This window comes from Haloferax volcanii DS2 (genome assembly GCF_000025685.1).
Taxonomy (GTDB): Archaea; Halobacteriota; Halobacteria; order Halobacteriales; family Haloferacaceae; genus Haloferax; species Haloferax volcanii.
On the sequence record NC_013967.1, the window covers coordinates 909,341 to 935,442 of the forward strand.

Annotated in this window: 27 protein-coding genes; 12 read left to right on the plus strand and 15 right to left on the minus strand. The window is 69.0% G+C overall.

The window, feature by feature from the left end:
- Window positions 1–24: 24 nt before the first annotated feature.
- Window positions 25–2,118, minus strand: a complete 2,094-nt coding sequence (locus HVO_RS09490; RefSeq protein WP_004043943.1) for an acetate--CoA ligase family protein — start codon at window positions 2,116–2,118, stop codon at window positions 25–27.
- A 207-nt stretch (window positions 2,119–2,325) separates the two neighbouring features.
- On the opposite strand from HVO_RS09490, the gene HVO_RS09495 reads away from it, so the two are divergent.
- The 3 genes from HVO_RS09495 (at window position 2,326) to HVO_RS09505 (ending at window position 4,510) form a co-directional block, all read left to right on the plus strand.
- Window positions 2,326–2,586, plus strand: coding sequence for a hypothetical protein (locus tag HVO_RS09495; protein ID WP_004043942.1), 261 nt, complete (start codon window positions 2,326–2,328; stop codon window positions 2,584–2,586).
- Between the two features lie 210 nt (window positions 2,587–2,796).
- Window positions 2,797–3,549 carry a mechanosensitive ion channel family protein gene (locus HVO_RS09500; protein ID WP_004043941.1) on the plus strand — a complete coding sequence of 251 codons (753 nt, stop codon included), beginning with the start codon at window positions 2,797–2,799 and terminating at the stop codon, window positions 3,547–3,549.
- A gap of 163 nt (window positions 3,550–3,712) precedes the next feature.
- A complete protein-coding gene (locus tag HVO_RS09505; protein ID WP_004043940.1) occupies window positions 3,713–4,510 on the plus strand; it encodes a ZIP family metal transporter in 798 nt (265 codons plus the stop codon).
- A 96-nt stretch (window positions 4,511–4,606) separates the two neighbouring features.
- Here HVO_RS09505 and HVO_RS09510 read toward each other — a convergent pair whose 3' ends face one another.
- The 3 genes from HVO_RS09510 to HVO_RS09520 all read right to left on the minus strand — a co-directional run bounded on the left by HVO_RS09510 (window position 4,607) and on the right by HVO_RS09520 (window position 6,730).
- A complete protein-coding gene (locus HVO_RS09510; protein WP_004043939.1) occupies window positions 4,607–4,891 on the minus strand; it encodes a DUF7545 family protein in 285 nt (94 codons plus the stop codon).
- Between the two features lie 133 nt (window positions 4,892–5,024).
- Complete coding sequence (locus tag HVO_RS09515) at window positions 5,025–5,780, minus strand: ABC transporter permease (RefSeq protein ID WP_004043938.1); 756 nt, start codon at window positions 5,778–5,780, stop codon at window positions 5,025–5,027.
- Window positions 5,777–6,730, minus strand: a complete 954-nt coding sequence (locus HVO_RS09520) for an ABC transporter ATP-binding protein (protein ID WP_004043937.1) — start codon at window positions 6,728–6,730, stop codon at window positions 5,777–5,779. The genes HVO_RS09515 and HVO_RS09520 overlap by 4 nt, the downstream gene beginning before the upstream one ends.
- A gap of 141 nt (window positions 6,731–6,871) precedes the next feature.
- Here HVO_RS09520 and HVO_RS09525 point away from each other — a divergent pair, with 141 nt between their 5' ends.
- On the plus strand, window positions 6,872–8,266 hold the full coding sequence (locus HVO_RS09525; protein ID WP_004043936.1) for a PQQ-dependent sugar dehydrogenase: 1,395 nt from the start codon (window positions 6,872–6,874) through the stop codon (window positions 8,264–8,266).
- A 33-nt stretch (window positions 8,267–8,299) separates the two neighbouring features.
- On the opposite strand, the gene HVO_RS09530 is transcribed toward HVO_RS09525, so the two are convergent.
- Window positions 8,300–9,298: a Gfo/Idh/MocA family protein gene (locus HVO_RS09530; protein WP_004043935.1), complete on the minus strand. Its 999-nt coding sequence runs from the start codon at window positions 9,296–9,298 to the stop codon at window positions 8,300–8,302.
- Between the two features lie 79 nt (window positions 9,299–9,377).
- Here HVO_RS09530 and HVO_RS09535 point away from each other — a divergent pair, with 79 nt between their 5' ends.
- Window positions 9,378–9,629 carry a hypothetical protein gene (locus HVO_RS09535; protein WP_004043934.1) on the plus strand — a complete coding sequence of 84 codons (252 nt, stop codon included), beginning with the start codon at window positions 9,378–9,380 and terminating at the stop codon, window positions 9,627–9,629.
- Window positions 9,630–9,653: 24 nt separating this feature from the next.
- Entirely contained in the window at window positions 9,654–10,676 is a 1,023-nt protein-coding gene (locus tag HVO_RS09540) for an aldo/keto reductase (protein ID WP_004043933.1), read from the plus strand.
- Window positions 10,677–10,731: 55 nt separating this feature from the next.
- Here HVO_RS09540 and HVO_RS09545 read toward each other — a convergent pair whose 3' ends face one another.
- The 4 genes from HVO_RS09545 to HVO_RS09560 all read right to left on the minus strand — a co-directional run bounded on the left by HVO_RS09545 (window position 10,732) and on the right by HVO_RS09560 (window position 13,542).
- Window positions 10,732–11,136 (minus strand): metal-dependent hydrolase, encoded by a 405-nt coding sequence (locus HVO_RS09545; RefSeq protein WP_004043932.1) that lies wholly within the window; start codon window positions 11,134–11,136, stop codon window positions 10,732–10,734.
- Window positions 11,137–11,148: 12 nt separating this feature from the next.
- Complete coding sequence (locus HVO_RS09550; protein ID WP_004043931.1) at window positions 11,149–11,382, minus strand: SelT/SelW/SelH family protein; 234 nt, start codon at window positions 11,380–11,382, stop codon at window positions 11,149–11,151.
- Window positions 11,383–11,448: 66 nt separating this feature from the next.
- On the minus strand, window positions 11,449–12,108 hold the full coding sequence (locus tag HVO_RS09555) for a DUF7546 family protein (RefSeq protein ID WP_004043930.1): 660 nt from the start codon (window positions 12,106–12,108) through the stop codon (window positions 11,449–11,451).
- Window positions 12,109–12,135: 27 nt separating this feature from the next.
- Complete coding sequence (locus tag HVO_RS09560) at window positions 12,136–13,542, minus strand: heme o synthase (protein WP_013035258.1); 1,407 nt, start codon at window positions 13,540–13,542, stop codon at window positions 12,136–12,138.
- 162 nt (window positions 13,543–13,704) lie between these two features.
- Here HVO_RS09560 and coxB point away from each other — a divergent pair, with 162 nt between their 5' ends.
- Window positions 13,705–14,463, plus strand: a complete 759-nt coding sequence (gene coxB / locus HVO_RS09565) for a cytochrome c oxidase subunit II (protein WP_004043928.1) — start codon at window positions 13,705–13,707, stop codon at window positions 14,461–14,463.
- Window positions 14,464–14,586: 123 nt separating this feature from the next.
- On the opposite strand, the gene HVO_RS09570 is transcribed toward coxB, so the two are convergent.
- Window positions 14,587–15,015 carry an adenylyltransferase/cytidyltransferase family protein gene (locus HVO_RS09570; RefSeq protein ID WP_004043927.1) on the minus strand — a complete coding sequence of 143 codons (429 nt, stop codon included), beginning with the start codon at window positions 15,013–15,015 and terminating at the stop codon, window positions 14,587–14,589.
- The gene (locus HVO_RS09575) at window positions 15,012–15,497 is read right to left on the minus strand and encodes a Mov34/MPN/PAD-1 family protein (protein ID WP_004043926.1); all 486 of its coding nucleotides are present in this window, start codon (window positions 15,495–15,497) and stop codon (window positions 15,012–15,014) included. Before HVO_RS09575 ends, HVO_RS09570 begins: the two co-directional genes overlap by 4 nt.
- Window positions 15,498–15,599: 102 nt before the next feature.
- On the opposite strand from HVO_RS09575, the gene HVO_RS09580 reads away from it, so the two are divergent.
- Window positions 15,600–16,454 carry a fructosamine kinase family protein gene (locus tag HVO_RS09580; RefSeq protein ID WP_004043925.1) on the plus strand — a complete coding sequence of 285 codons (855 nt, stop codon included), beginning with the start codon at window positions 15,600–15,602 and terminating at the stop codon, window positions 16,452–16,454.
- A gap of 106 nt (window positions 16,455–16,560) precedes the next feature.
- Window positions 16,561–18,462, plus strand: coding sequence for a DHH family phosphoesterase (locus tag HVO_RS09585; RefSeq protein WP_004043924.1), 1,902 nt, complete (start codon window positions 16,561–16,563; stop codon window positions 18,460–18,462).
- Window positions 18,463–18,492: 30 nt separating this feature from the next.
- Here HVO_RS09585 and HVO_RS09590 read toward each other — a convergent pair whose 3' ends face one another.
- Both HVO_RS09590 and HVO_RS09595 read right to left on the minus strand, forming a co-directional pair.
- Complete coding sequence (locus tag HVO_RS09590; RefSeq protein ID WP_004043923.1) at window positions 18,493–20,154, minus strand: phospholipase D-like domain-containing protein; 1,662 nt, start codon at window positions 20,152–20,154, stop codon at window positions 18,493–18,495.
- 126 nt (window positions 20,155–20,280) lie between these two features.
- A complete protein-coding gene (locus HVO_RS09595) occupies window positions 20,281–21,540 on the minus strand; it encodes a HEAT repeat domain-containing protein (protein ID WP_004043922.1) in 1,260 nt (419 codons plus the stop codon).
- A gap of 118 nt (window positions 21,541–21,658) precedes the next feature.
- On the opposite strand from HVO_RS09595, the gene HVO_RS09600 reads away from it, so the two are divergent.
- The 3 genes from HVO_RS09600 to HVO_RS09610 all read left to right on the plus strand — a co-directional run bounded on the left by HVO_RS09600 (window position 21,659) and on the right by HVO_RS09610 (window position 24,492).
- Window positions 21,659–22,423, plus strand: a complete 765-nt coding sequence (locus HVO_RS09600; RefSeq protein WP_004043921.1) for a carbon-nitrogen hydrolase family protein — start codon at window positions 21,659–21,661, stop codon at window positions 22,421–22,423.
- A gap of 63 nt (window positions 22,424–22,486) precedes the next feature.
- Complete coding sequence (locus HVO_RS09605) at window positions 22,487–23,575, plus strand: NADH:flavin oxidoreductase/NADH oxidase (RefSeq protein WP_004043920.1); 1,089 nt, start codon at window positions 22,487–22,489, stop codon at window positions 23,573–23,575.
- 101 nt (window positions 23,576–23,676) lie between these two features.
- A complete protein-coding gene (locus HVO_RS09610; protein WP_004043919.1) occupies window positions 23,677–24,492 on the plus strand; it encodes a DUF7547 family protein in 816 nt (271 codons plus the stop codon).
- A 60-nt stretch (window positions 24,493–24,552) separates the two neighbouring features.
- On the opposite strand, the gene HVO_RS09615 is transcribed toward HVO_RS09610, so the two are convergent.
- Together HVO_RS09615 and HVO_RS09620 are read right to left on the minus strand one after the other, a co-directional pair.
- The gene (locus HVO_RS09615; protein ID WP_004043918.1) at window positions 24,553–24,930 is read right to left on the minus strand and encodes an OB-fold domain-containing protein; all 378 of its coding nucleotides are present in this window, start codon (window positions 24,928–24,930) and stop codon (window positions 24,553–24,555) included.
- A complete protein-coding gene (locus tag HVO_RS09620; RefSeq protein WP_004043917.1) occupies window positions 24,930–26,081 on the minus strand; it encodes a thiolase family protein in 1,152 nt (383 codons plus the stop codon). Before HVO_RS09620 ends, HVO_RS09615 begins: the two co-directional genes overlap by 1 nt.
- Window positions 26,082–26,102: the final 21 nt, after the last annotated feature.

The following is a 26,102-nucleotide window of genomic DNA, read 5'->3' on the forward strand; positions in this document are numbered from 1 at the left end:
TTGAATGGTAGGGTGGTGAAGTGTTTAAAGTTCGTCCGGGTCCACGGTGAGTCGAACGTCGACGGCCTTCACGCCGTCCGGCAGCGCGACGAGCGGGTTGATGTCGAGTTCGAGGATGGCCGGGAAGTCGGTGACGAGTTGGGAGAGCCGCTGGATGGTCTCCGTGATGCCGCCGATGTCGACCGGGTCGTTCCCGCGGGCCCCGCGGAGCATCGGCGCGGCGTCGATTTCCTTCGTCATGTCTTCCGCTTCCGTCTCGGAGACGGGCGCGACGCGGAACGTCGTGTCCTCGAGGATTTCCACGAAGATGCCGCCGAGTCCGAACATCATGAGCGGGCCGAACTGCGGGTCGCGGTTCATGCCGACGATGGTCTCGACGCCGTCGTCGAGATTCACCATCTCTTGGACCTGCACGCCGAGGATGTTGGCGTCGGGCTGGTAGTTCTTCGCGCGGGTGATGAGGTCCTCGTAGGCGTCGTAGACGTCCTCGTTTTCGACGCCGACCTTGACGCCGCCGATGTCGGACTTGTGGAGGATGTCCGGGCTGACGATTTTCATCACGACGTTGCCGTCGATGTCCTCCGCGACTTCGAGCGCGTCGGCGGGGTCGTCGACGATGTCGCCGGCCGGCGTCTCGATGCCGTAGGCGTCGAGCAGTTCCATCGCTTCGACGCCGAGACGGGTCTCGTCGCGGTCCTTGACCGTTTCGAGGATTTCGCGGGCACGCTCGCGGTCCACGTCGAACTCGGTGGGCGCGTCGTACTCGCGCTGGCGGATGTCGGCGTACTTCGAGAGGGCTTCGAGCCCGTCGACGGCGCGCGAGGGGTCGAAGTAGTTCGGGATGCCGGCGTCTTTCATCACGTCGGAGGCGGCATCGACGCGCTCGCCGCCCATGAAGCAGGCGGCGATGGGCTTGTCGTACTCTTCTTGGAGTTCGACGGTGTCGGCGGCGAGTTGGTTGTAGTCGAGGACGGCCGTCGGACAGGTCAGGACGAGCGCCATGCCGACGTTGTCGTCGGCGAGCGCCACGTCGAGGGCCTCCTTGAACCGGGCGTTGTCGGCGTCACCGACGATGTCGACCGGGTTGTAGATGTTCCCCTCGGCGGGGAGCGACTCGGAGAACGCTTCGAGCGTCTCGTCGGTGAAGTCGGCCATCTGGAGTTCCGACTCGCCGATGGCGTCGGTCGTCATGACGCCGGGGCCGCCGGCGTTCGTGATGACGGCCACGTCCTTGTTCTCGGGGAGCGGCTGGTCGCCCAGCACGCGGGCGGTGTCGAACAGGTGCTGGACGGAGTCCGCGCGGATGACGCCCGCCTGTTCGAGGCCGGCCTCGTAGGCGGCGTCGGAGCCGGCGATGGTGCCGGTGTGCGAGGAGGCTGCCTGCGCGCCGGCGTCGGTCTTGCCGGACTTGACGAGGACGATGGGCGTGTCCTTCGTCACGTCGCGGGCGGAGTCGATGAACTCGCGACCCGCCGAGATGCCTTCGAGGTAGCCGATGATGACCTCGGTGTCGGGGTCGTCGTTCCACGTCTCGATGAAGTCGGCCTCGTCGAGGACGGCCTTGTTGCCCAGCGAGACGATGTCCTTGAAGCCGATGTCCTCGTCGTTGGCCCAGTCGATGACGGCCGTGATGAACGCGCCCGACTGGCTCATGAAGGACATGTTGCCGTCGAGGGCCATGTCGGGGCCGAACGTCGCGTTCATGCCCACGTCCGTGTTCATGATGCCCAGACTGTTCGGGCCGACGACGTTGAGGTCGTACTCCTCCGCGATGTCGCGGAGTTCCTGCTCGCGGGCGGCACCCTCGCTGCCCGTCTCGCCGAAGCCGGCGGTGATGACGACCACGTTCTGGATGCCCGCCTCCCCGGCGGACTTCATCGCCGGCAGGACGACCTTCGGAGGGACGACGATGACCGCGAGGTCGGCGTCCGTCTCGCCGACGTCGCCGTAGCACTGGAGACCGAACAGTTCGTCGTACTTGGGGTTGACCGGAACGACCTCACCGTCGAACTCGTCGATGAGGTTGTCCATGATTGCCCGCCCGATTGCTCCTTCGCGCTCGGTCGCACCGACCACCGCGATTCGGTTCGGCGCGAACAATTCGGATAGCTCTCCCATTGGTTGTTGATTCCCGTCATTGACTGATAAACTCGGTGGTGTGGGCGCTCTCACGGCCTTTGGTGGCACGATACAGTAGCGCAATTAATCGGGAGGGTTCGTGATTTATACCACAGAATTGGGCCGAATACGCTCGTCAAGTGGAGGGTATCGACGCCGGCCCCTGGCGGCCAAACACATAACACCGTCGCCTGAAAACGACGGGCTATGTCCCCACCACCGGACGACACGCCACTCCACCGGACCGCGGGCGCGAAAGTCGCCGTCGCGGTGTTCCTCGCGCTGACGCTCGCCTACGCGCTTCTCATCGCCCAGCAAGTCCTCGCGTGGGTGTTTCTCGTCGTTATCGTCGTCGTCATCTGGTACGCCGCCAGACTCGTCGTCGCCATGGAGGAAATCGCGACGCAACTCGGCCGTCTCGCCGACGAACGCACCGATTCTCGCGGCCGGGGCGACGAATCAAGCTGAGATTAAATCACGGCCGACGCGCTCGAACCAGAGACCGTCTCGCCCGCGAATCGGTCAGTCGAGAAATCAAAGATAAGCCGATAGAATCGCCAGTCCGTCCGTTTTTCCGAGTATCGGAGAAACCTGAGGGTTCCGATTACGAGACAATTTTATTCACAGTTCTTATATTCTTAACTAACTTCGGGGGAGCGCGACGTTCCACCCGCAACAATGTACCCGTTACAAGTCACGCTGACCGAGTCCATCGCAGAGTTGACCAACGCCGTGCTCGCGTTCGTCCCGCGGCTCGTGGGCGCGCTGTTGATTCTCATCGTCGGCTGGTTCATCGGCAGCATCGCGGCCCGGCTCATCACGCGGGTCGCCGACCGCGTCGAAGTCGACAAGGCCGTGTTGGCGACGCCCGTCGGGAAGATTCTCGGCGGGACCGAAAAGGCCGTCTCGGGCGCGTTCGGGACGCTCGGCAAGTGGTTCGTCTACGCTATCGCCGTGCTCGCGGCCGCCGACGTGCTCGCGGTCGACCTGTTTTCCGAATGGGTCTCGACCGCGGCGTCGTACGCGCCGTCGTTCGTGGCCGGCCTGCTCGTCATCGTCCTCGGATTCGTCGTCGCCGACTTCATCGGTGACGCCATCACCCGGACCCGCGCGGCGACCGAGACGCCGTACACGAGCGTCTTCGCGGTCGGCACCCGGATGTTCCTCTACTTCACCGCCGTCGTCATCGGTCTGAGCACGATGGGCATCGACGTGGCCATTCTGTTCACCATCGCGCAGGCGTTCGCGTGGGGCATCGCCGCGGCCCTCGCCATCGGCGTCGGCGGCGCGGTCGCCTTCGGCGCGCGCGACTACGTCTCGGCCAACGTCGAGCGCTGGATGGGGTCGGCCCGCTCCGTCGCGGCCACCCCCGTCTCGCCTATGGGCGGCGACACCGACTCACCCGAGGGCGCGTCGCCGGCCGACGACTGACCGCAGAGTCCCGATATATCAGAATATCTATCTCATCTTCTTGTCGGAGTTTTTGGCCCGTCTAAACTGTCTGAGGCTTGCTACCCGCAACTCAAATATTTAGGCAAGCCAAAAATATCTGGTATATGATAATACTTATCGGCGCCGAGTGGCTACGTTCGGTATGGACCAGTTTGCCGCTCTCACGTTCGTCTTTCTCGCGGGGCTCGTCACGGCCATCGCGACCGGGGTCGGCGCGATTCCGTTCTTCTTCGTCTCGGACGTGAGCGACCGCTGGAACGTGGCGCTGTGGGGCGTCGCCTCGGGCATCATGGTGTCGGCGTCGCTGTTCGGCCTCGTCTTCGAGGGACTCGCGAACGGGACGCCGCTCCAACTCGGCATCGGAATGCTCGCCGGCGTCGCGCTCGTCCTCGTCGCCCACCACGTCATCGAGGGCGCGGAGGTCAACCCCAAGCAGTACGAGGAGGCCGACTTCCGCAAACTGCTGTTGATTCTCGGCATCCTCACCGTCCACAGCTTTCCCGAGGGCGTCGCCGTCGGCGTCTCGTTTGCCGACCTCGGCCTCGACGGCGGCTTCCAGCTGTTCGGCTTCGTCGTCCCGCTGCTCGCGGTGTTCATGACTCTCGCCATCTCGATTCACAACGTCCCCGAGGGGCTGGCCATCTCCATCCCGCTGCGGTCGATGAACGTCTCGAACTGGAAGCTCGTCTGGTGGGCCATCTTCTCCAGTCTGCCCCAGCCCATCGGCGCGGTTATCGCGTTCTACTTCGTCCGCATCGCCCGGGAGTTCCTCCCGTTCGGCTTCGGCTTCGCGGCGGGCGCGATGGTGTTTCTCGTCCTCACGGAGTTCATCCCCGAGGCGCTCGAACTCGGAAAGCGCCTCCCGCGCGGCGGCCGGGTCGAACTGCTCGCCGGACTCACCGCCGGCTTCGCCGTCATGGTCCCGCTGGCGTTCATCTGAGCGCGGCGGACCCGCCACGACGGCTCAGACGCGTGGCTCTCACTTTCGACTCGGAACGACAGAGAAAACCGCGTCGCCGCGACCCGCGACTTCGACTTAGTGCGAGTGGCCGAGCGCGTCCGACAGCGGGACGCCGAAGCGGTCCTCGAACAGCTCTTCCATCTGTTCGTTGATTTCAGCGATGTCGGCCGGCGCGCCGCCCTCGCTGTGGTGCGCGACGACGTGTGCCTGCTGTGCGAACGCCTGCACGACCACGTCGGCGACGACGTCGGTCGGGTCTTCGCCCTGCTCCGCGAAGACGTCGACGAGGCCCGCGGGGAGTTCCAGCGCTTCGGTGTCTCCGCCCGGTCCCTCGATGGTGTACGTCTCAGTTTCGACCATGCCACCACGTGGGGTCGGCCGCGGGTTAAGGCTTGAGTTTGCGGGCGCGCCGGACGCCCTCGGGGAGCGCTCCGAGCACCCGTGAGCCACGGTTGCCGCGCTGCGCGTCGCGGCGCGGTCGCGCGTCTCCGCCTCAATCGGTCCGCGGAATCGCAACCGTCCCCGCCGCGAAGAAGACGACCGCGAGGGCCGCGAGAACCGCGAGGTTGGTGAGCCAGCCGCCGCCGCCGTAGGTGAGCGCCCGGACGCCGCGGGCGAAGTACGTGAGCGGCGAGAGATTCAGCGCGGGGACGAACCACGCCGGGAGCAGGTCGGGCGTCACGAACGTCTCCGAGAGGAACAACAGGGGCAGCGCGATGGCGTTGCTCGCGGCGATGACGCCGTCCTGCGAGTCCGCGACGCTCCCGATGACGGCCCCGAGGCCGCAAAACAGCGTCACGCCGAGCGCGACAAAGGGGACGACTGCGAGCGTCGCGGGCGTCAGCGGAATCGACGCGCCCGTCACGAGCGCCGACAGCGCGAGGAGCAACAGCGCCGCGAGGCCGATGACGACGACGTTGACGAGCGAGTGCGCGAGGAGCCACTCGGCGCGCGACAGCGGCGTCGTCGCCAGTTTCTCGAAGCGGCTTCCGTCGCGGTGGCGGGCGATGGTGCTGCCGACCCGCGACAGCGGGGTGAAAAGCACGACGACCGCGAGGTAGCCGGCGATGTAGTACTCCTTCGGCTCGGCGAACAGGCCGCCGCCGGTCGGCTGGGTCTGCACGAGCGCCCCGAAGATGACGACGATGATGGCGGGGAAGAAGAACGTGAAGAAGACCGCCGTCCGCCGCCGGAGGAACGAGTGCCACGAGGCGACGAACTCCGAGCGGACGCGGGCGGCGAGGCTCATCTGTCACCTCCGACCGCGGCGGCCGCGGCGGGGCGGGCGGCCTCGAACTGCTCGCCGGTCAAAGAGAGGTAGACCTCTTCGAGACCGGGCTGTTTCCAGACGAGCGACTCGTAGACGACGCCCGCGTCGTCGAAGGCGGCGACCACGTCGCCGATGTCGCGCGGGCCGACGCCGTGGACGGTGATGCCGTCGCCCGACACCGTCGCGTCGAGCGCGGCCGGGAGCGACACCGAGCCGAGGGCCGCGTCGGCATCGGCGTCGCCGTCGGTTCGGACGACGAGGCGGCTCTCGCCGCCGTACTCGGTGACGAGGGCGTCCGGCTGGCCGACCGTGACGAGTTCGCCCGCGTTGAGCAGGCCCACGCGGTCGGCGAGGCGCTCTATCTCCGCCATGGAGTGGCTGGTGAGAAACACCGTCGTCCCGCCGGCGGCGAGGTCCTCGACGAGCCCCCACAGCGACCGGCGGCCCGCGGGGTCGATGCCGGTGGTCGGCTCGTCCAAGAACAGCACGTCGGGGTCGTTGACGAGCGTCAGCGCGATGCAGGCGCGGCGCTGTTGGCCGCCCGAGAGGTTCTCGTACCACGTGTCGGCGGCGTCTGCGAGGCCGACCTCGTCAAGCACCGCGTCGGGGTCGCGGGCGTCGTCGTACAGCCCCGCGTAGTAGGCCACGAGTTCGCGGGCGGTGAGCCGACCCGCGGGCCGGAACTCCTGCGGGAGGACGCCGAGGCGCTGGCGGTCCACCTCGGTCGGGTCACGCCCGAGAATGGCCGCCGACCCCGAGTCAACCGCGGTCGTGCCCGTGAGGGCGCGAACCAGCGTCGTCTTCCCCGCGCCGTTCGGACCGATGAGGCCGAAGACCTCCCCCGCGGCGACCGACAGGGAGACGCCCGAGAGCGCCTCCACGTCGCCGTAGGACTTCTTGAGGCCGTCGGCGGCGAGTACCTCGTCCATGTCGTACCCGTCGTCACTATCGGGTGGTAAGGGATTCGGAATCGCCGCTCGATTCGAGTCGCGGGGCGGTGGGCGAACGGGGGAGGGCTCGCCAGCCCGGTCGTAGCAAGCCTTACTCCGGTCGCGCCGCTCTACGTTGACATGAACGGTTCCCGACGCGATTTCCTCGCCGCGACCGGCGCGACCCTCCTCGGCGGCCTCGCGGGCTGTGCGAGCGCCCCGACCGACGACGGAGCCGGGGGAACGACCGACAGCGACGCGACGCCAGACGAGACTGACGGGGCGACCGCGACCGCGAACGGCGGGCCCGACGGCTCACTCGCGGGCCTCGAAGTCGCCTACGAGACGGTGGCGACCGGGTTCGCCTCGCCGGTCGACGTGGCCATCCCCGAGGCGCTCGGCGGAAGCCGACGGTTCGTCGTCGACCAGCCCGGTCGAATCTGGTTGCACGACGACTCTGGACTGCGAAGCGAATCGTACCTCGACATCACCGACCGCGTCGTCGACGTCGGCGGCTACGACGAGCGCGGCTTCCTCGGCGTCGCTTTCCACCCCGAGTTCTCCGACAACGGGCGGCTCTACCTCCGGTACAGCGCCCCGCGGCGACCGGGAACGCCTTCCATCGACAGCCACACGTTCGTCTTGAGCGAACTGACGGTCGACCCCGAAGCGACGACCGTCTCGGCCGACGCCGAGCAGACGCTGCTCGAACTCCCGCAACCCCAGTCGAACCACAACGCCGGAGCCGTCGCGTTCGGCCCGGACGGCTATCTCTACGTCGCCACGGGCGACGGCGGCGGCGCGAACGACGAGGGGCGCGGCCACGTCGACGACTGGTACGACGCCGTGCCGGGCGGCAACGGACAGGACGTGACCGAGAACCTCCTCGGGAGCGTCCTCCGCATCGACGTGGACTCGACCGGCGGCGTCTCGGGCGACGACGACCGGCCCTACGGAATCCCCGAGGATAACCCGCTCGTCGGCTCCGACGGCCGCGACGAGCAGTACGCGTGGGGGTTCAGAAACCCGTGGCGGCTCTCGTTCGACGGCGAGGACTGCTACGTCGCCGACGTGGGACAGGGCGCGTGGGAGGAGGTGAACCTCTTGGAGCGCGGCGGCAACTACGGCTGGAACGTCCGCGAGGGCGCACACTGCTTTCGCGCGGGCGACTGCCCGACCGAGACGCCCGACGGCGCGCCGCTCATCGACCCGGTGCTGGAGTACCCCCACAGCGGCGACGGGCCGTCCGGGGTGGCCGTCATCGGCGGCCACGTCTACCGCGGCGAGGCGATTCCGGACCTCTCGGGCGCGTACGTCTTCGCCGACTGGCAGTCCGAGGGCAGACTGTTCGCCGCCCGCCCGAGCGAGTCGCGCCCGTGGGACATCGCGGAGCTACCCGTGACGGACCGCGACGACGGCGGGACGAACGTCCTCGCGTTCGGCCGCGACCCCGACGGCGAACTGTACGTCTGCACCAGCGACCGAGGTGTCGTGACCGGGTCGTCGGGCGCGCTGAACCGGCTGGCCGGGGTGTGACGGCCCGAGTCGAGAACTCAAATCACACTCTGCTCAGGCGTCGCCGTCGACGTTGACCCGCCTGCCGGTCGTCGCTGACTCGTAGGCCGCCTCGGTCAGCGCGGTCACCCGCAGAGCGTCCTCGGCCGGGATGGCGAGGTCGGCTTCGTCGCGCGCGGCGTCCACGAAGTTCCGGAGCTTCTTCCGGGTCAGCTCCTCGAAGTCGGGCGTCGGCGGCGCGGCGGTGTAGGTCGTTCCGCCCTCCGTCACCTCGATGGTCTCGCCGTCGAAGGCGACCATCCCCTCGGTTCCGATGACGCGGAGCGACTCGCCCGGCTCGGGGACGCTCTGTCCGTCGCCGGAGACGCCCACGCTCGCGGTAAGGCGGTCGCCGTCGCGGTCGAGGACGACCGCGAGCGCCGAGTTCACGTCCACGTCGTGGCCGCGGTGGTCGACCGCCGCGGCGACGGTCATCGGTTTCGAGCGCGTCACCCAGAGCATCGCGTCGAGGAGGTGCGACCCCGAGTCGTACAGTTGGCCGCCCCCCGACAGCGACGGGTCGCCGCGCCACTCGTCTTTCGTCCAGCGAATCCACTCCTGTTCGAGGTGGCAGACCACCATGTGCGGGTCGCCGATGCGACCGCTGTCGACGACGCGCCGGAGTTCGTGGAACCGCGGGTCGAAGTGGCGCTGGTAGCCGACCGCGAGGGTGAGGCCGCGGTCCTCGGCGCGGTCGATGAGCGCCCGCGCGCCGCCGAGGTCGGTCACCATCGGTTTTTCGAGGTGGACGTGGATGTCGGCGTCGAGCGCGGCGAGCGCCTGGTCGAAGTGCTCGGTGTGCGGCGAGGCGATGGTCACCGCGTCGAGGAACTCGGCGTCCAGCAGTTCCGCGGCCGTCTCGTAGGTCGGCGCGTCGAACTCGCCTCCGAACCGCTCGCGCACCTCGTCGTCGGGGTCGACGCCGGCGACGACGCGCACTCCCTCCAGTTCGTTGAGGAGGCGACACTCCAGCATCCCGAGGCTTCCGAGGCCGATACCTGCGACTCTGAACATGGCGTATCAGTCGTTCGGAAGCCGCAAAAGCGTGCGGGCGAGTCGCAAGGGCTGCCCGGGTGGCTCGTGTGGGTCGGCCATGGGCGACGCAGTCCTCCGGCGATTCGCCGTCGTACTCGCGTTGGTCGGTGTGGCCCTCCACGTTACGTCGCTCGACGAGAACCCGTCGCAGGGATTCGTCACCGAGGGATTCGCGGTTCTGCTGCTCGCGCTCGCGCTCGGCGGCGCACCGGTCGCGCGCGCGAGCTGTTCGCGGCGGACGTGGCCCCCGCCGAATCGCCCGACACCGACGAACAACGCTGAACCGCTCGCCGCAACTCACACGCTTTAGTCGCCGGCCGTCGTGGCATCGACCATGAGCCTCGACTATCGACGACTCGGGTCGACCGGCACTCGCGTCTCGGAACTGTGCTTCGGTACGTGGCGATTCGGCCGCAAGAGCAGCGGCGTCCTCGAGACCGACGAGGAGGAAGCCCACGAACTCCTCGACGCGTTCGAGGAGCGCGGCGGGAACTTCATCGACACCGCCAACGTCTACGGGAACCCGAACGGGACCTCCGAGGAGTACATCGGCAACTGGCTGGCCGAGCGCGACCGCGAGGACTACGTGCTCGCCTCGAAGGTGTACTTCCCGTTCGACGAGGACAACCCCAACGGGCGCGGCCTCTCGCGGACCCACATCCGCAACCAAATCGAGGGCACGCTCGACCGCCTCGACACCGACTACCTCGACCTCTACTACATCCACCGCTGGGACGAGGAGACGCCCATCGAGGAGACGCTCCGGACGCTCAACGGTCTCGTCGAGGAGGGGAAAGTCAACTACCTCGGCGCGTCCACGATGGCCTCGTGGCAACTCACGAAGGCGCTGTGGAAGTCCGACGTCAACGACTACGCCCGGTTCGACGTGACGCAGCCGCTGTTCCACGCCGGCTACTACGAGGACGTGAAAGACTACCTCGACGTGTGCGGCGACCAAGACATCGCGGTCTGTCCGTACTCGCCGCTCGCGGGCGGTTTCCTCACGGGCAAATACGAGCGCGCCGACCCCCACGACCCGACCGAGTACGTCGCGCCCGACGGCGCGCGCGGCTCGTTCGACGAGCGCTTCGACCGGTTCTACGTCTCCGAGCGCGGCTGGAAGGTGCTCGACGAGATTCGCGCCGTCGCCGACGAAGTCGATGCCAGCCCCGCGCAGGTCGCGCTCCGCTGGCTGATGGACTACCCCGAGGCGACGGTCGTCCCCATCGTCGGCGCGCGAACGACCGACCAACTCGACGAGAACGTCGGCGCGGCCGACGTGGACATCTCGACCGACCAGTGGGAGCGCATCATGAACGCCCGCTACGACGAAGACGGCCGGCGCTGGGGCCACTGAGCGGCCGCCGGCGACTGCGGGCGGTTACGGGCGGCTCGACCGATGCCTGCTTTTTTCACGCGATGCCGAGGTCTCGGAGGAAGTCGCAGACGACGTGGACGTAGAGCACGACCGCGAGGAACGCCGCGAGCGAGCCGAGTCCCGAGAGCGCGAGCGCGCCGACCGCGACGCCGCCGACGAGGTGGTGGCTCAGGAGGCGTTTGCGGTCGAACTCGGTGTCGAACTCCTCGAACACTCGCTCTTGGTCGAGGAGGCCGACCCGCGGGTTCGTCACCGCGAGCCGCAGGTTCGCCCAGTCGCCGCGCTGGACGCGGGCGATGACGAAGTGGTCGAGGTCGACGAAGACGCTCACGAAGACCGCGCCGGCGACGAGAAGCGGCAGGCTCCCCGGCGGGTCCACGGCGACTGCGGCGGCCGCCCCGGCGACCGCGCCGACGGCGGCGTGTTCGAGTGACTTCACGGGTCGCCCCGCTCAGCCGACGTGCGGGCGGACCCGCCGGAGCACGAGGTCCGGGTCGAACTCGTCTTCCGACTTGTCCCAGACGCGCTCGCCGTCGACGGTGACGGTGAGAACGCCGTGGTCGCCCGTCACGAGCGCCACGCGGTCGAGCCGGTCGCCGAACTGTTCGAGCAGCGCGTGCTGTAGTTGCTCGGCGCGGTCGAGGAAGCCGCAGGGAACGCAGTATTCGATTTCGACGCTTGTCATGACCGGACGTTCACGGCGAGCGCGTAAAAGCGAGGGGGCGGGCCGCGAGCGCTCCTGGGACCGTCACTACGACGTCCCGAAGCCGGGCCGCCACCGGAGAAGGAGCACGGTGACGAGAAAGACCAGCGTCGAGAGGTCGTACGAGAGCGTCGTCACGGTCGCCGCGACGGCCGTGCCGCCGCCGAAGACGCTCGTGGCGACCGACGCGAGGACGGGCCACGAACACGAGACACAGGAAAAGAGGCCGACGACGCCGGAGACGGCCGCACCCGCCGCCTTGACGACCGTGTCGTAGACGAGGAACGCGAGCGCCGCGTAGCCGACCACGCGCGCCGGCATGAGCACGAGGTTGAACAGGTCGCCGCCGTAGACGAGCGCCGGGCCCCATCCCGGCGGGAGGAAGGCGACGCGGACGCCGCTCGCGCCGCCGGGCACGGGCGAGGTGACGAGGCCGCCGGCGACCGCGAGGAGCGCGAAGTAGCCGACAGCGACGGCGGCCGCCTTGCGCTTCGTCGCGGTCGAGGCGGGTGCCACGTCGGTGTCGAACAGGACCCAGAGGCCGACGATGACCCACGCGACGCCGTAGACGGCGTAGCGCGGCGCGCCGACGCTCGCCTCGGTGAAAAGCAGGTAGACGAACGCCAGGATCAGCGTCGTGTTCACGGCGAAGGCGGCGCGGAGCAGACTGGCCCGCGAGGGGCGGGGAAGTGCGGATGCGGTTGCCATGTGTGTGGGTGATGTCGCAGGCGGTTCTCAGATGGCGAGCGTGTCGACGACGATGGCGAGCAGCAACATCCCGAGGTAGGCGTTCGAGGCGTGGAACGCCCGGAAGGCGGCGGTGTCGTCGCGCTCGTAGTGCAGGCGCACGACGAAGTAGAGGAACGCGCCGCCGAAGAGGATGCTCGTCACGAGGTAGACGACTCCGAGGGCGTCCATGACCGCGAGGCCGGCGGCGGCGACGAGCGTCGCGCCGAGCCACCAGAGGATGTGCTTTCGCGTCTCGGTCTCGCCGCGGACGACGGGCATCATCGGGAAGCCGCCGCGGGCGTAGTCGTCCTTGTAGGCCAGCGCGAGGTTGTAGAAGTGCGCGGGCGTCCACATGAAGATGACCACGGCGAGGACGACGCCGCCGAGGCCGACGTCGCCGGTGACGGCGACCCAGCCGATGAGCGCCGGAAGCGCGCCGGCCGCGCCGCCGATGACGGTGTTCTGGACCGTGTTGGGCTTCAGGATGAGCGTGTAGACGACGCTATAAAAGGCGATGGCGACGACGCCGAGGACGGCCGCGAGCCAGTTGACGGACGCGAACAGCGCCACCGACGCGACCGTCAGGAGCAGGCCGAACGCGACCGCGTTGCGGACGGGCACGAGGTCGACCGCGAGCGGCCGGTCGCTGGTCCGTTGCATCCGGCGGTCCACGTCGCGTTCGAGGACGTGGTTGAACGTGCCGGACGCGCCGATAGAGAGGACGCCGCCGCCGAGGGTCGCCGCGATGACTTCGGGCGTGAGGCCGGGCGAGACGGTGCCGGCGAGCGCCATCGCCGCCGACGCGACGAGACAGAGGAGCCACATCAGCCGCGGCTTCATGAGCCGGAAGTACGCGTTGACCGTCGCCTTCGCGCGGGCGACCGGGTCGGTCGGGACGGGCGGCCGCTCGCCGTCGTCGGCCGGGGGGCTCATCGACGGGGTGCCGACCGGCGCGTCGTCGGGGTCGCCGGTGGCCGCTTCGAGCGTCCACGCGAGGGCGGCGACGAGGCCGCCGAAGATGACCATCCCGAGGACCAAGTGGAGCGTCGAGAGCGCGGGGCCGACGCCGACGGTGGCGACGACCGCGCCGAGGCCGGCCTGCGCGGGATAGAGCACGGCCGACGCAGTGACGGTCGCTCGCACCCGGCGAGACGTGTCGGTCCACCACGCCGAGACGAGCGTGGCGACCGTGAGGAGGCCGACGAGGACGGCCGCGACGCGGTGGCCGAGGGCGACCCAGCCGTCGAGCGTCGCGGGGAGCGAAAAGCCGTCGCCGCACGCGGGCCACGCGCTGCACGCGGCGGTCGCGTCCGTGAGCGCGGTCGTCGCGCCGACGATGAGCAGGAGATAGACGCCCATCGCGGTCGCCGCGAGCAGGCCGTGGAACGTGTTCGAATCGCGATTCGTGGCCACGAAATTCACCTACGGACGTGTTGGACCGTCCCGTATTTAGGACCCGCGCTTTTCCGCCTCGCGTTCGGGCGTCGCTCCCCGTGATATGAGGGGGAGGGGTTGATAAACGGCGGGCCGAGAGTCGGTACGCATTTATGCGGTTGTTCCTAAGTCTCGCTCAGCATGAGAAAGACGCGTTTCGCGCTCGCGTCCCTGCTCGCGACGGCCGCGATGGCGCTCGTTGCCACCCCCGTCGCCGCGCAGGCGTCTGCCACGTCGGAACTCATCAACCAGCTGAACGGGGAGCTGCTGTACGTCGCTATCCCGATTACCGTGCTGGTGGAGGTCATCCTCCTCTACACCGTCATCAAGTTCCGCAACAGCGAGCGCGCACTGCCGACCAAGGAGAACCGCCGGCTCGAAATCACGTGGACCATCGCGACAGCGATTATCCTGCTTTTCGTCGGCGTCGCCTCCTACGGCGTGCTGGCCAACGAGAACGTCACGCACCAGGGCAACGACATCGCCATGGACGACGACCCGGTCGTCGTCACGGCGGAGGCCTACCAGTGGGGCTGGAACATGTACTACCCCGAGGAGGGTAACTTCTCGTCCGGCAACGAGATTGTCATCCCCAAGGACCGCCCGGTCTACTTCCAGGTCACCTCAACGGACGTGATACATGGATTCCACGTCCCCGAGCTCGCGCTCAAGCAGGACGCGATGCCGGGTTCGACGAACACCATCAAGACCGTCGCCTACGAGGAAGGCACCTACCAGGGCTACTGTACCGAGTACTGCGGCGTCGCGCACTCCCAGATGTACTTCACCGTCGACGTCGTCTCGCAGGACGAGTACCAGAACTGGCTCGACGAACAGCAGTCGGCCAACAGCGAGTCGTCCGGCTCCTCGAACTCTACCGCGACGAACTCCACGCAGTAACGCTTCCTCCCTTCTGTTTCGACGCTCCACCCGAGTGACGACGCTCGCGCTCGTCGCGGTCGGTCGTCGGAGAACTCGTCGCGGGCCGCAGTGCAGTCGGCTATCGTCCGGACGAACGGCGACTCAACAGCGTCGCTCGACGATGCGGTCGATGATGCGACCCGTCGAGAGCAGTTCGTCGTCGTGGCGGAGCTCCCGGGGCGTCGCGCGCGTGACCTCGCAGTCGATGCCGCGGGCGTCGAGGGCGGCTTTGATTCCGTCCTCGTCGTGGTGTTGGTCGTAGCCGAGGACGATAACATCGGGGTCGATTTCCTCGATGGGGACGAAGATGTCCTCGACGTGGCCGAGATGCGCCTCGTCGACCACGTCGAGCGCGGCGACCATGTCGCGGCGCTGGCGGCCGTCGAGTATCGGTTTCGGCTTGTGCGTCACGTTCTCGCCGCGGGCGATGATGACGTGGAGTTCGTCGCCGAGCGACGCGGCGTCCGAGAGGTAGTGGACGTGGCCGGGGTGGAGGATGTCGAAGGTGCCCTGCGCGATGACCCGTCTCATCGGTCCAACTCCGCGTCGATGTCGTCCTGCGTGAAGTCGAAGAACGATTCGGGGTCGGAGAGGTCTGCGTCGAGCACGTCGAGGTCGCGGACCTCGCCGGACTGGTCGAACGCCTCCCAGTCGTCGGGGCCGTACGGCGAGCCGATGATGATGTGGACTCGGCCGCTCCCGAACGTGTCGAGGTCGGCGTCGCTCGGGCGGAGGACGCCGTTCGGGTGCGAGTGAATCGACCCGACGGCGTGGAAGTCGTTCGGCACGAGGTCGTTCCTGACGGTCGCGCTGTACGGGTCCGAGACCGTCCCCGGGATGATGAGCACGTCCGTCACGACGTAGCCGTCGCGGTCGACGCCGACCCGTCGGGCCTCCTCGCCGCGGAGGAGTCCCATGTACTCGTTCGGATGCGTCTCCGCAGAGGCTTCGAGCGCGAAGTCGAGGGCGTCGGCCGCGATGCCGACGACCTCCCGCGACCGGAAGAGTCGCATACCGAACCGTCCGCGGGCGCTCCATCTAAGGGTTCCGGAACGCCGAGTCGGTCGCCGGAACGGAACCGCCATACTGAGGTCGGCGCTCGGCCGACATCGGGTGTGACGCTCGATTCCGACCTCGTCGCCCGCGTGACGGACGCGCTCTCGGCGGACGCGCCGCCGACCGCGACGACCGAACTCGACGGCGGACACGTCGGCCGCGTCTACCGACTCGATTTCGACGGGCGCGACCCCGTCGTCGCGAAGGTGGGCGACACGCCGCTCGACGTGGAGGCCGCGATGCTCGACTCGCTCGCCGCGGCCGGTCTTCCGGTCCCCGCGGTCCACCACGCCGACCCCGACCTGCTCGTCCTCGACTACGTCGAGGGCACGTCCGAGTTGACCTCCGCCGCCGAGCGCGACCTCGCCACCCACCTCGCCGCGCTCCACGAGACGACCGCGCCGGCGTTCGGCTTCCCCTACGACACCCTCTCCGGGCCGTACCGACAGCCGAACCCGTGGACCGACTCGTGGATCGCGTTCTTCCGCGACCAGCGCCTCCTGCCGTGGACCGAGGCGGCGCTCGGTTCGGGACTCCCAGACGCGACGGCCGAGCGAATCGAGTCGGTCGCCGCCGACCTCGACGACCTCCTCGTCGAACCGGCGGCCCCGCGACTCGTCCACGGCGACGTGTGGGGCGCGAACCTCCGCGTCCGCGACGCCCGCGTCGTCGCCTTCCTCGACCCGGCGTGTTACTACGGCCACCCCGAGGTCGAACTGGCCTACATCGACTGGTTCGACGCCGCGGGCGACGCCTTCTTCGACGCCTACGACGAACGCCGACCCATCGCCGACGGCTTCTTCGAGCATCGCTCGCCCGTCTACGCGCTGTTTCCGCTCCTCGAACACGTCCGCGTCTTCGGGGTCGACTACGTCCCGTCGGTCGAAGACGCGCTGGACGAACTCGGCTACTGACGCCCCCGCGCAGGCGAGTTTCGAGCCGAATCGGGTCTGTGCGAACCGGCCGCGCACGCGAGATGCTTTTGTAAAGCTTAACACTACCCCCTGACCTAGCGGGACTATGAGCGACGAGCACGCCGGGGATTCCGGCGACGACTCGGGTCCGAATTCGGACGCACGACCTATCGTCTATGATCTCGCACCGAACTGTACCGCCGACGACGTCGAGACCGACGCGTACTACCACGCCGTCGTCAACGGCGTCGTGGAGTACGGCATCTTCGTCGACGTCTCCGACTCCGTCTCCGGACTCATCCACGAGTCCAACCTCTCGGCCGACTACGAGGTCGGGGACCGACTGGTCGTCCGCCTCGAATCCGTCCGCGACAACGGCGACATCGCGTTCGCCGAGGACACGCCCGACGACTACCGCACCCTGACCGTCGACCACGAGCCGACCATCACGCCTATCTCCAGTCTCTCGGTCGGCGAGTCGGTCACGGTCGAAGGCGTCGTCACGCAGATTAAGCAGACCGGCGGCCCGACCGTCTTCCGCATCGCCGACGACTCCGGCATCGTCGCCGCCGCCGCCTTCGAGGAGGCCGGCGTCCGCGCGTTCCCCGGTGTCGACCTCGACGACGTGGTCCGCATGGCCGGCACCGTCGAAGACCACGAGGGCACCCGACAGCTCGAAGTCGACGGCCTCACCGTCCTCGACGACGAGGCCGCCGCCGACGCCCGCCAGCGCATCGACGCCGCGCTCGACGAGCGCGCCGAGCCGGAACCGGTCGAACCGCTCGTGGAGTGGTCGGCGTTCGAGAAGCTCCGCGACGACCTCGAAGACGTGGCGCGCCTGCTCCGCCGGACGGTCCTCGAAGGCCGCCCGATTCGCGTCCGCCACCACGCCGACGGCGACGGCATGTGCGCGTCCGTCCCGGTCCAACTGGCCCTCGAACGGCTCATCACCGAGGTCCACGACGACCCCGACGCGCCGCGACACCTGTTCAAGCGCCTGCCGAGCAAGGCCCCGTTCTACGAGATGGAGGACGTGACCCGCGACCTGAACTTCGCGCTCGAAGGTCGCGCCCGCCACGGCCAGCGGCTTCCCTTCCTGCTCATGCTCGACAACGGGTCGACCGAGGAGGACGTGCCCGCCTACGAGAACCTCGCGCACTACGACGTGCCCATCGCGGTCGTCGACCACCACCACCCCGACCCCGAGGCGGTCGACCCCCTCCTCGACGCGCACGTCAACCCGTACCTCCACGACGAGGACTACCGCATCACGACCGGCATGATGTGCGTCGAACTCGCGCGGATGATTCACCCCGACGTGACCGACGAACTGCGTCACGTCCCCGCCGTCGCCGGGCTGTCCGACCGCTCGAAGGCGGAGGTCATGGACAACTACATCGCGCTCGCCGAAGACGAGGGCTACGACCGCGAACAGCTCCTCGACGTGGGCGAGGCGCTCGACTACGCCGCCCACTGGCTGCGCTACAACGACGGCGCGTCTATCGTCAACGACGTGCTCAACGTCGGCTGTGACGACGAGGAGCGCCACCGCGAACTCGTCGAGTTCCTCTCGACGCGCGCCGAGCGCGACGTGGACCGACAGCTCGAAGCCGCGGAGCCGCACCTCGAACACGAGCGCCTCGACAGCGGGGCCAACCTCTACCGCATCGACCTCGACAAGTGGGCCCACCGCTTTACCTACCCCGCGCCGGGCAAGACCACGGGCAAGCTCCACGACCGCAAGGTCCAGGAGACGGGCGAGCCGGTCATCACCATCGGCTACGGTCCCGACTTCGCCGTCCTCCGCTCCGACGGCGTCCGCCTCGACATCCCGCGGATGGTCGCCGAACTGAACGAGGAAGTCGTCGGCGGCGGCGTCTCCGGCGGCGGCCACCTCGTCGTCGGCTCCATCAAGTTCGTCAGCGGCATGCGCGAGGAGGTCATCGACAGCCTCGTCGAGAAGATGGCCGAAGCCGACATCGACGAAGAGCTGTCGACGACGGCGTAAGCCGGCGTTCGACTCTCAGACTGCGACCGCTCATTTTTCGAACTCCAGTCGTCTGAGCGCCGCGAGTCCAACGACGACCGCGAGGGCCGCCGCGGCGACGAGTCCGGGCTTCGGATCCGCTCCGCGCCCGCTGGCTCGCCAGTCGGCCGCGAACGCCTCGCGGAAGTACGCCGCGGCGGCCGGGTCCGACAGCGCGAGGACGACTTCGCGGTTCTCGCGGGCCGAGTGCCGGTTCCAGTTGAGACTGCCGACGAGCGCGGTGTCGTCGGCGACGACGCCCTTCGCGTGAATCGCGCCGTACCGGTCGCCGGGGCGCGCGAGGCGGACCGAGAGCGGACTGCCGGTGCGGTCGGCCCACTCGTTCAGGCGCTCGGCGAGCGCGCGGTTCTCCTCCTCGTCGTACCACGCGCTCCCGAGGAGGAGTCGGACGCGGACGCCGCGGTCGGCGGCGCGCTTGAGCGCGCGGACGAACGGGCCGTCGGCCTCGACGGTCGGTTGTAGCACGTCGATTCGGCGCTCGGCGGCATCGAGTCGGGCGACGACCGCGGACTCGGCGTTGTCGGGCGCGCGGAGGACGGCGACGCGGTCGACTCGAAGCGCCTCGGGCGCGATGCGCGACGGATACGAGCCGTTCGCCGATTCGGTGCGGACGAACGACCGGCCGACGCGGTACGTCTCCCACGAAGCGGTCTCTGGGAGGCTCGCATCGGTTTCGAACGTGGCCGCGAGGTCGGCCGCGACGGCCGGCGAGCGCGCGACAACGCCCCAGCCGCGGCTCTTTTTCCCGCCCGTTCCGGCGGGTTTCCAGTTTTCGGTCATCACGAGCGCCGCGTCGTCGACGACGGCGTACTTCGGGTGGTGAAACGAGTGCGGGTCGCCGACGACGCGGACCGACACGCCGGCGTCGACGAGGCGGTCGAGGACCCGCGCCGACCGCCGCGGGAAGCCGCCGACCGGGCTGTCCTCGACCAGTACCTCGACCTGCACGCCGCGCTCGCGAGCGGCGACGAGTTCGTCGGCGACGCGCGCGGAGGAGACGACGTAGCCGGCGAGCAGAATCCGCTCGTCGGCCGCCCGGAGCGTCGCTATCGGACGCCCCGGCGAGTCGGGGAGCACGAACAGCGTCGCGTTCGCGGGGCCGTGGGTCGTGACGTTCCGCTGGGGGAGCGTCCGCGGCCACCACGACCACGCGCCGTCCCGCCGTTCGAGGAGCGCGCCCTCGCGGCTCCGGTCGTAGCTGAGGCGGTCCGCGACGACGCCGTTGCCGGCCGCGTCGCCGTCGCCACCGACGACGCGGAGCGTGACCGTTTCGCCGCCGTTGGCGAGGTCGAGACCGGGCGCGACCACTGGGAGGTCGGTCAGGTTCGACGCCGCGGACGGGTCGGTGACGACGGCAACCGCCCCGCCGGGCGCGACGAAGGAGACGGTCCCCTCGCCGTCGGCCAGCGAGAGTTCGGTTCCCGCGGGCGCGGCGACGGCGACGAACTCGCCGCGGTCGTCGGGCGTCGCCGGGTCGGGGAGCGCGGCGACGATGCGCGGTTCACCCGATACCGGCGGGTCGGCGGCGGTCGCTGATTCTGTCGCGTTCGCCGTTCCCGGCGCGGCCGCTATCGGCGCGGGGACGACGGCCGCGGCCGCGAGCAGGACGGCGAGCGAGACGGCGAACGCGGTGGTGAGGGGCCGTCGAGACACACCCCGCGGTGGTCGCGTTTCCCTACAAAAACGTTCGCGTCCGGGGACTCATCGCGAGCGACTGCGAGAGAAAGAGAACGAAAGGGGACCGCAGAGCCGCCGGGCTGCCGCGTCGGTCGTGCGGTCTCAGACGGTCGCTTCGGCTTCGACGTCGTCGCCGAGGAACTCGGCGGCGAGTTCGGCTTCGCGCTGGACGAGGAACGAGCGGTCGTCGGCGTAGCCGGCGGCCACTTCGAGCGCGTCGTTCGTGCCAATCTGTCGGAGCGCCCACGCGGCGCTGGCGCGGACGGCGTCCTCGTCGTCGTCGGCGACGACGTCCGACAGCGGCTCGACGGCGCGGGTGTCGCCGATGAGACCGAGCGCGCGCGCGGCGGCCGAGCGGACGTTGTCGTTTTCGGTGACGAGCTTGTTCGCGATGGGTTGGGTCGCCTCTTCGGAGCCGATTTCGCCGAGCGCCTTGAACACGACCTTCTGGAGCGCGGGGTCGCTGTCGGTGTCGACGTAGTCGACGAGCATCTCGACGCCCTCCTCGGCGGCCATCTTCCCGATGGCCTTGATGACGCCCTTGTCGCGGCGCTTGGCCTGCCCCTCGATGGTCTCGTAGGCGCGGTCGTCGTTCATCCGCGTGAACGCCTCGATGCAGTACTCCTGCATGAAGTCGGACTGGAAGCTCTCGAACGCGAGCGCAATCATCTCGACGTTGCCGCGCTTTTCGTGTTCCTTCAGCGCCGACAGCTCCGGCGGGAAGTCCTTGTAGTGGCCGAGCACGTCGTAGAAGCCCTGCACTTGGAGCTTCTCGCGGGTCTCGAGGTCGTCCCACTCCTGGGCGTCGTCGAGACCGTCCGCGAGGCCGTCGGTGACTTCGATGAGGTCCGCGATGGTCTCTGCGTCGTCGTCGGCGTCAAGGTCGGCCGCTTCGATGGCCGAGACGGCGTCGTCGATGGCGGCGGTGAGCGCGTCTTCGTCGTCACCGTCGACCGAGACGCTCGCGTCGAGCACGCCGTTGAACTCGTCGGCGAACGTCTCGACCGCGGCGACGATTTCGCCGTCGCCCTGCTCGGTCCACCGAGTGTCCGTAATCGTGGACTTCGCTTCTTCGAGCGTCTCGACGGCGTCGTCGGCGTAGGGACCGCGCTGGGATTCGAGGTCGTCGCGCAGGTCGGACAGGCGCGATTCGAGCTCCTCGGCGGGGTCGTCTTCGTCTTCGTCGTCCGGTTCGGGCAGGTCCGCGGCCTCCACGTCGGCCTCGATGTCGTCGAGCGTGGCCTCGACCTCGTCGAGGTCGGCTTCGGTCTCGGCCGCGTCGAGAGCCTCCTCGGCCTCGGTCAGGCGCTCGTCGAAGCTCTCGGGCGAGAGTTCTGTCGTATCGTCGTCCCCGTCACTCATATGCCGGAAGTCCGTTCGACTGTAAAAAGAGCGTTTCCCTTCGCTCCGCGTCTCGGGCCGGGACCGACCGCCGATTCCATTCGGGTCACTTTTTCGCGACCCGTCCGTTCCTCCGAGCGTGACCGGTCCCACTATCGCCGTCCCGCAGCGCGCCGCGTTCGACCTCGACCCGGCGCGAAACGAGGCGGACGTGCGCGCCCGCGCCGCCGACCTCCCCGAGTCGATCGATATCGCGCTGTTCTCCGAGTACGCGCTCACGGGCTTCGTCGCGGACAGCCGCGCCTTCAGCGGCGCGATACCTCGGGAGCGCGCGACCGACTTCCTCGCCTCCGTCGCCGCGGAAAACGGCTTCGACGTACTGGCGGGCTACCTCGAACGCGACGGCGAGACGCTCCACAACGCGGCCGCCTACGTCCGGTCCGACGGTTCGGCGACCGTCTACCGCAAGCGACACCTCTGGGGCGACGAGGCCGACATCGTCACTCCGGGCGACGAACTCGTCGTCGCGGACACGCCCGCCGGCCGGACGGGAATCCTCACCTGTTACGACCTGAACTTCGTCCGCGACAGCGCTGCGCTGACCGACGAGCGAGTCGACGCCCTGTTCGTCGTCGGCGCGTGGCCCGACGCCCACTCGGCGAACTGGCGACTGCTCTGTCGCGCCCGCGCCCTCGACGGGGTTCGCTGGCTCGTCGGCGCGAACCGGACGGGGAGCGGGTCGATTTCGGGAACCGCGGGTTCGGAGTACGCGGGTCGCTCGCTCGTCGTCAGGCCCGACGGCGTGGTCGCAGCCGCGCTGAACCGCGGCGAGCGCGACCTCGTGTGGACGCTCGACCGCGACCTCTTGGCCGAACAGCGCGCGTTCGTCGGCTCGGTCGAGTAGCCGAAACCGGACTGCATCACCGGAATCGAGGGGGGTTTTTCCGACCGCGCCCAATCGGGGGCGATGACGGACTCGCTCTTTACGCCGCTTTCGCTCCGCGAGACGGAGGTTCGAAACCGAATCATGGTCTCGCCGATGTGTCAGTACTCCTCGACCGACGGGTTCGCCGACGACTGGCATCTCGTCCACCTCGGCAGCCGCGCCGTCGGCGGCGCGGGCATCGTGATGTCCGAGGCGACGGCCGTCTCCCCCGAGGGGCGCATCACGCCGAACGACCTCGGCATCTGGTCGGACGACCACGTCGAGAAGCTCAGCCAGATAACCTCGTTCGTCTCGTCGATGGGGAGCACGCCGGCCATCCAACTCGCCCACGCGGGCCGGAAGGCGAGCAAGACCCGTCCGTGGGAGGGGAGCGAGCCGGTCGCGCCCGACGACGGCGGATGGACGACCGTCGCCCCGAGCGACGCGCCGTGGCCCTACGAGGGCGAGGCTCCGCCGACCCGAAAGCTCTCGGCCGACGGTATCGAAGGCGTCGTCGACGACTTCCGCGCGGCGGCCGAGCGCGCGCTCGACGCGGGCTTCGAAATCGCCGAGGTCCACGCGGCCCACGGCTACCTCCTCCACGAGTTCCTCTCGCCGGTGACGAACCACCGCGACGACGAGTACGGCGGCTCGTTCGAAAACCGGACGCGACTCCTCCGCGAGGTCACGGACGCGGTCCGCGGGGTCTGGCCCGACGACAAGCCCGTGTTCGTCCGCATCTCCGCGACCGACTGGCTGGACGACCGCGAGTCGTGGGACATCGAGCAGTCGATTCGCCTCGCGGCCGACCTCGACGACCTCGGCGTCGACCTCGTCGACGTGAGCGCCGGCGGCATCCACCCCGACCAGCGGATTCCGAACACCGGCCCCGGCTATCAGATTCCCTTCGCGGAGGTCATTCGCGAGGAGACCGACGCGATGGTCGGCGCGGTCGGCGGCATCCGAACCGCGCGCCACGCCGACGAGGTCGTCAGAAACGGGCGGGCCGACCTCGCCATCGTCGGCCGCGAGCATCTCTACGACCCGTACTTCGCGCTCCACGCCGCGGACGACCTCGACGCCGACGCGGAGTGGCCGCCGCAGTACCAGCGCGCCGTCCCGCGGCGGTAGCGACGGCGGTACCCTCGAAACGCACCCCGCGTTCGCCCCTCGAAACGCACCCCGCGTTCGCCCCTCGAACGCTTATCCCCGCGGCGACCCAACCGTGGGCCATGAGCGACCGACGACGCGACGACGACATCCTCGACGTACTCGACGAACTCGGGGACACGCTCGACGAACTCGGCGCGGAACTCCGCGAGGAGCGCGACCGCAACCGCGGCCGTGCCCGCGACCGACGCGTCACCGGCGACGACCGATTTCGCCCCCCGCGCCCGCCGACGTTCGGTGAGGTACTGCGGTTCACCGAGTCGTACACCATCCCGACAGTCATCGCCGTCCTCGAAGCGACCATCGCCTCCCTCGAACTGCTCCGCCGCCTCATGCGGCTTTCCGACCCCGGCCGCGCGATGGACGACGCCCGAACCGAGACGGAGGCACGGATGCGAAACGTCCCGAAGAGCGCCGTCTCCGGCGTCGACCGGGCCCTCGATGAACTCAGAAACGCGCTCTCGGAGGCCGACCTGCCCTCGAACCCCGAGGCGCGCGACGTGATGGACCGCGCCCGCTCGCTGGCCGACGAACTCGACGCGCGACTCAGCGAGGCCGAACGCGAGCGAACCGCCCGCGAGCGTCGCTGGCGCGAGGACGAACGCACGTTCGAATCCGAGTGGCAACGGCGCGACGACGCCCGGCCCTCCGGTGACGGGACCCGAGCCTCACGCGACGCCGAGCCGGTCGGGACCGGGCCGGTCCGCATCGACGTGACCGAGGAAGCCGGCCCGGACGGCGGCGACGACGGGAGCGGGAGCGACGAGCCGACTGTCGATGTCGACGCCGAACTGGAGTCGATTAAGCGCGAAGTGAACGGCGACGACGGGGACGACGGAACCGACGCCGGCGCGGGCGACGAGCCGAGCGACCGCTGAGCGGCGACTCCATGCGCCAGCGGCCCAGACGCGAGAAAAAAAGACTCTCGACGCGCCCGCTCAGACCGGCTCGAAGCGGTAGCCGTCCCACTCCTGACTCGCGGGCTCGCGGATGCCCGCGCCGGGTTCGCGGAGTTCCTCGCAGTAGACCGGGCGGACCTCGTCGCCGATGTCGACGTCGTCCTCGCCGGTGACCTGTCCGATGGCGCGGACGGGCTCGCCGTCCACGTCGAACTCGACGATGGCGAGCGTGTTGGGCTGGCGGACGCCCGGCGGCGTCGCCGTCGAGTTCGTCCACGTCAGCACCGTCGCCGTGTAGTCGCTGAGGTCGACCGTGCCGACCGGCTCCTCGCCGCCCGGACCGACCGGGTGGCCGGGGTAGGTGATGCTCCCGTCGGGGTAGCGGTACGCCTCCATCGCGGGTTCGTCGTCGGACATTATCGGGACTCCATGATGGTCGTGGTCACGCAGTTGCCGAAGCCACCGACGTTGCACGCGAGGCCCACGTCGGCGTCGACCTGCCGCTCGCCTGCGTCACCGCTGAGCTGTTTGTAAATCTCGTACACCTGCGCGACGCCCGAAGCGCCGAGGGGGTGACCCTTCGACTTCAGGCCGCCGGACGTGTTGATTGGGAGGTCGCCGTCGCGGTCGGTGACGCCCTCCTCGACGGCCTTCCAGCCCTCGCCCTTCTCGAAGAAGCCGAGGTCCTCCGACTGGAGGAATTCGAGGATGGTGAACATATCGTGGAGCTCCGCCACCTCGATGTCGTCGGGTTCGAGGTCGGCCATCTCGTAGGCGATTTCCGAGGAGTTGACGACGCCGCCCATCGTGGTCGGGTCGGCGCGCTCGTGGACGACGTGGGTGTCCGTCGCGCCGCCGATGCCGGAGATGACGGCGTAATCGTCGGTGTACTCGCGGGCGACCGACTCGGGGCAGAAGACGAGCGCCGCCGAGCCGTCGGTGATGGGACAGAAGTCGTAGAGGCGAAGCGGATCGGCGACGACCGGCGAGTCGAGGACGGTGTCGAGGTCGACTTCCTTGCGGAACTGGGCGTGGGGGTTGTCGACGCCGTTTTTGTGGTTCTTGACGGCGACCTTCCCGAGGGACTCCCGCGGGGCGTCGTAGGTGTCGAGGTAGAGCCGGGCGGTCAGCCCCGCGAAGGAGGGGAGCGTGACGCCGTGTTTGTACTCCACCGGGTGCGTCAGCGAGGCGATGACGTCCGTCGATTCGGCGGTCGAGCGGTGGGTCATCTTCTCGCCGCCGACGAGCATCGTCATGTCGGACGCGCCGGAGGCGACAGACTGCCACGCGGCGTAGACGCCCGCCCCGCCGGACGAGGAGGTCTGGTCGATTCGGGCGGTGTAGGCGGGCATCGCCGCGAGGTCGTGGGCGAGGGCGTTCGGGACGCCCGTCTGGCCCTCGAACTCGCCGCTCGCCATGTTCGAGACGTAGAGGTGCTCGATTTCGTCGGGCGAGACGTCGGCGTCCGCGAGCGCGGCCTGTCCCGCCTCCGCGAGCAGTTCGCGAATCCACGCGTCTCGCTGCCCGAACTGGGTCATCGATGCACCGATAATCGCTACGCGGTCCATACGCGCACGTCGTCGCAGCGC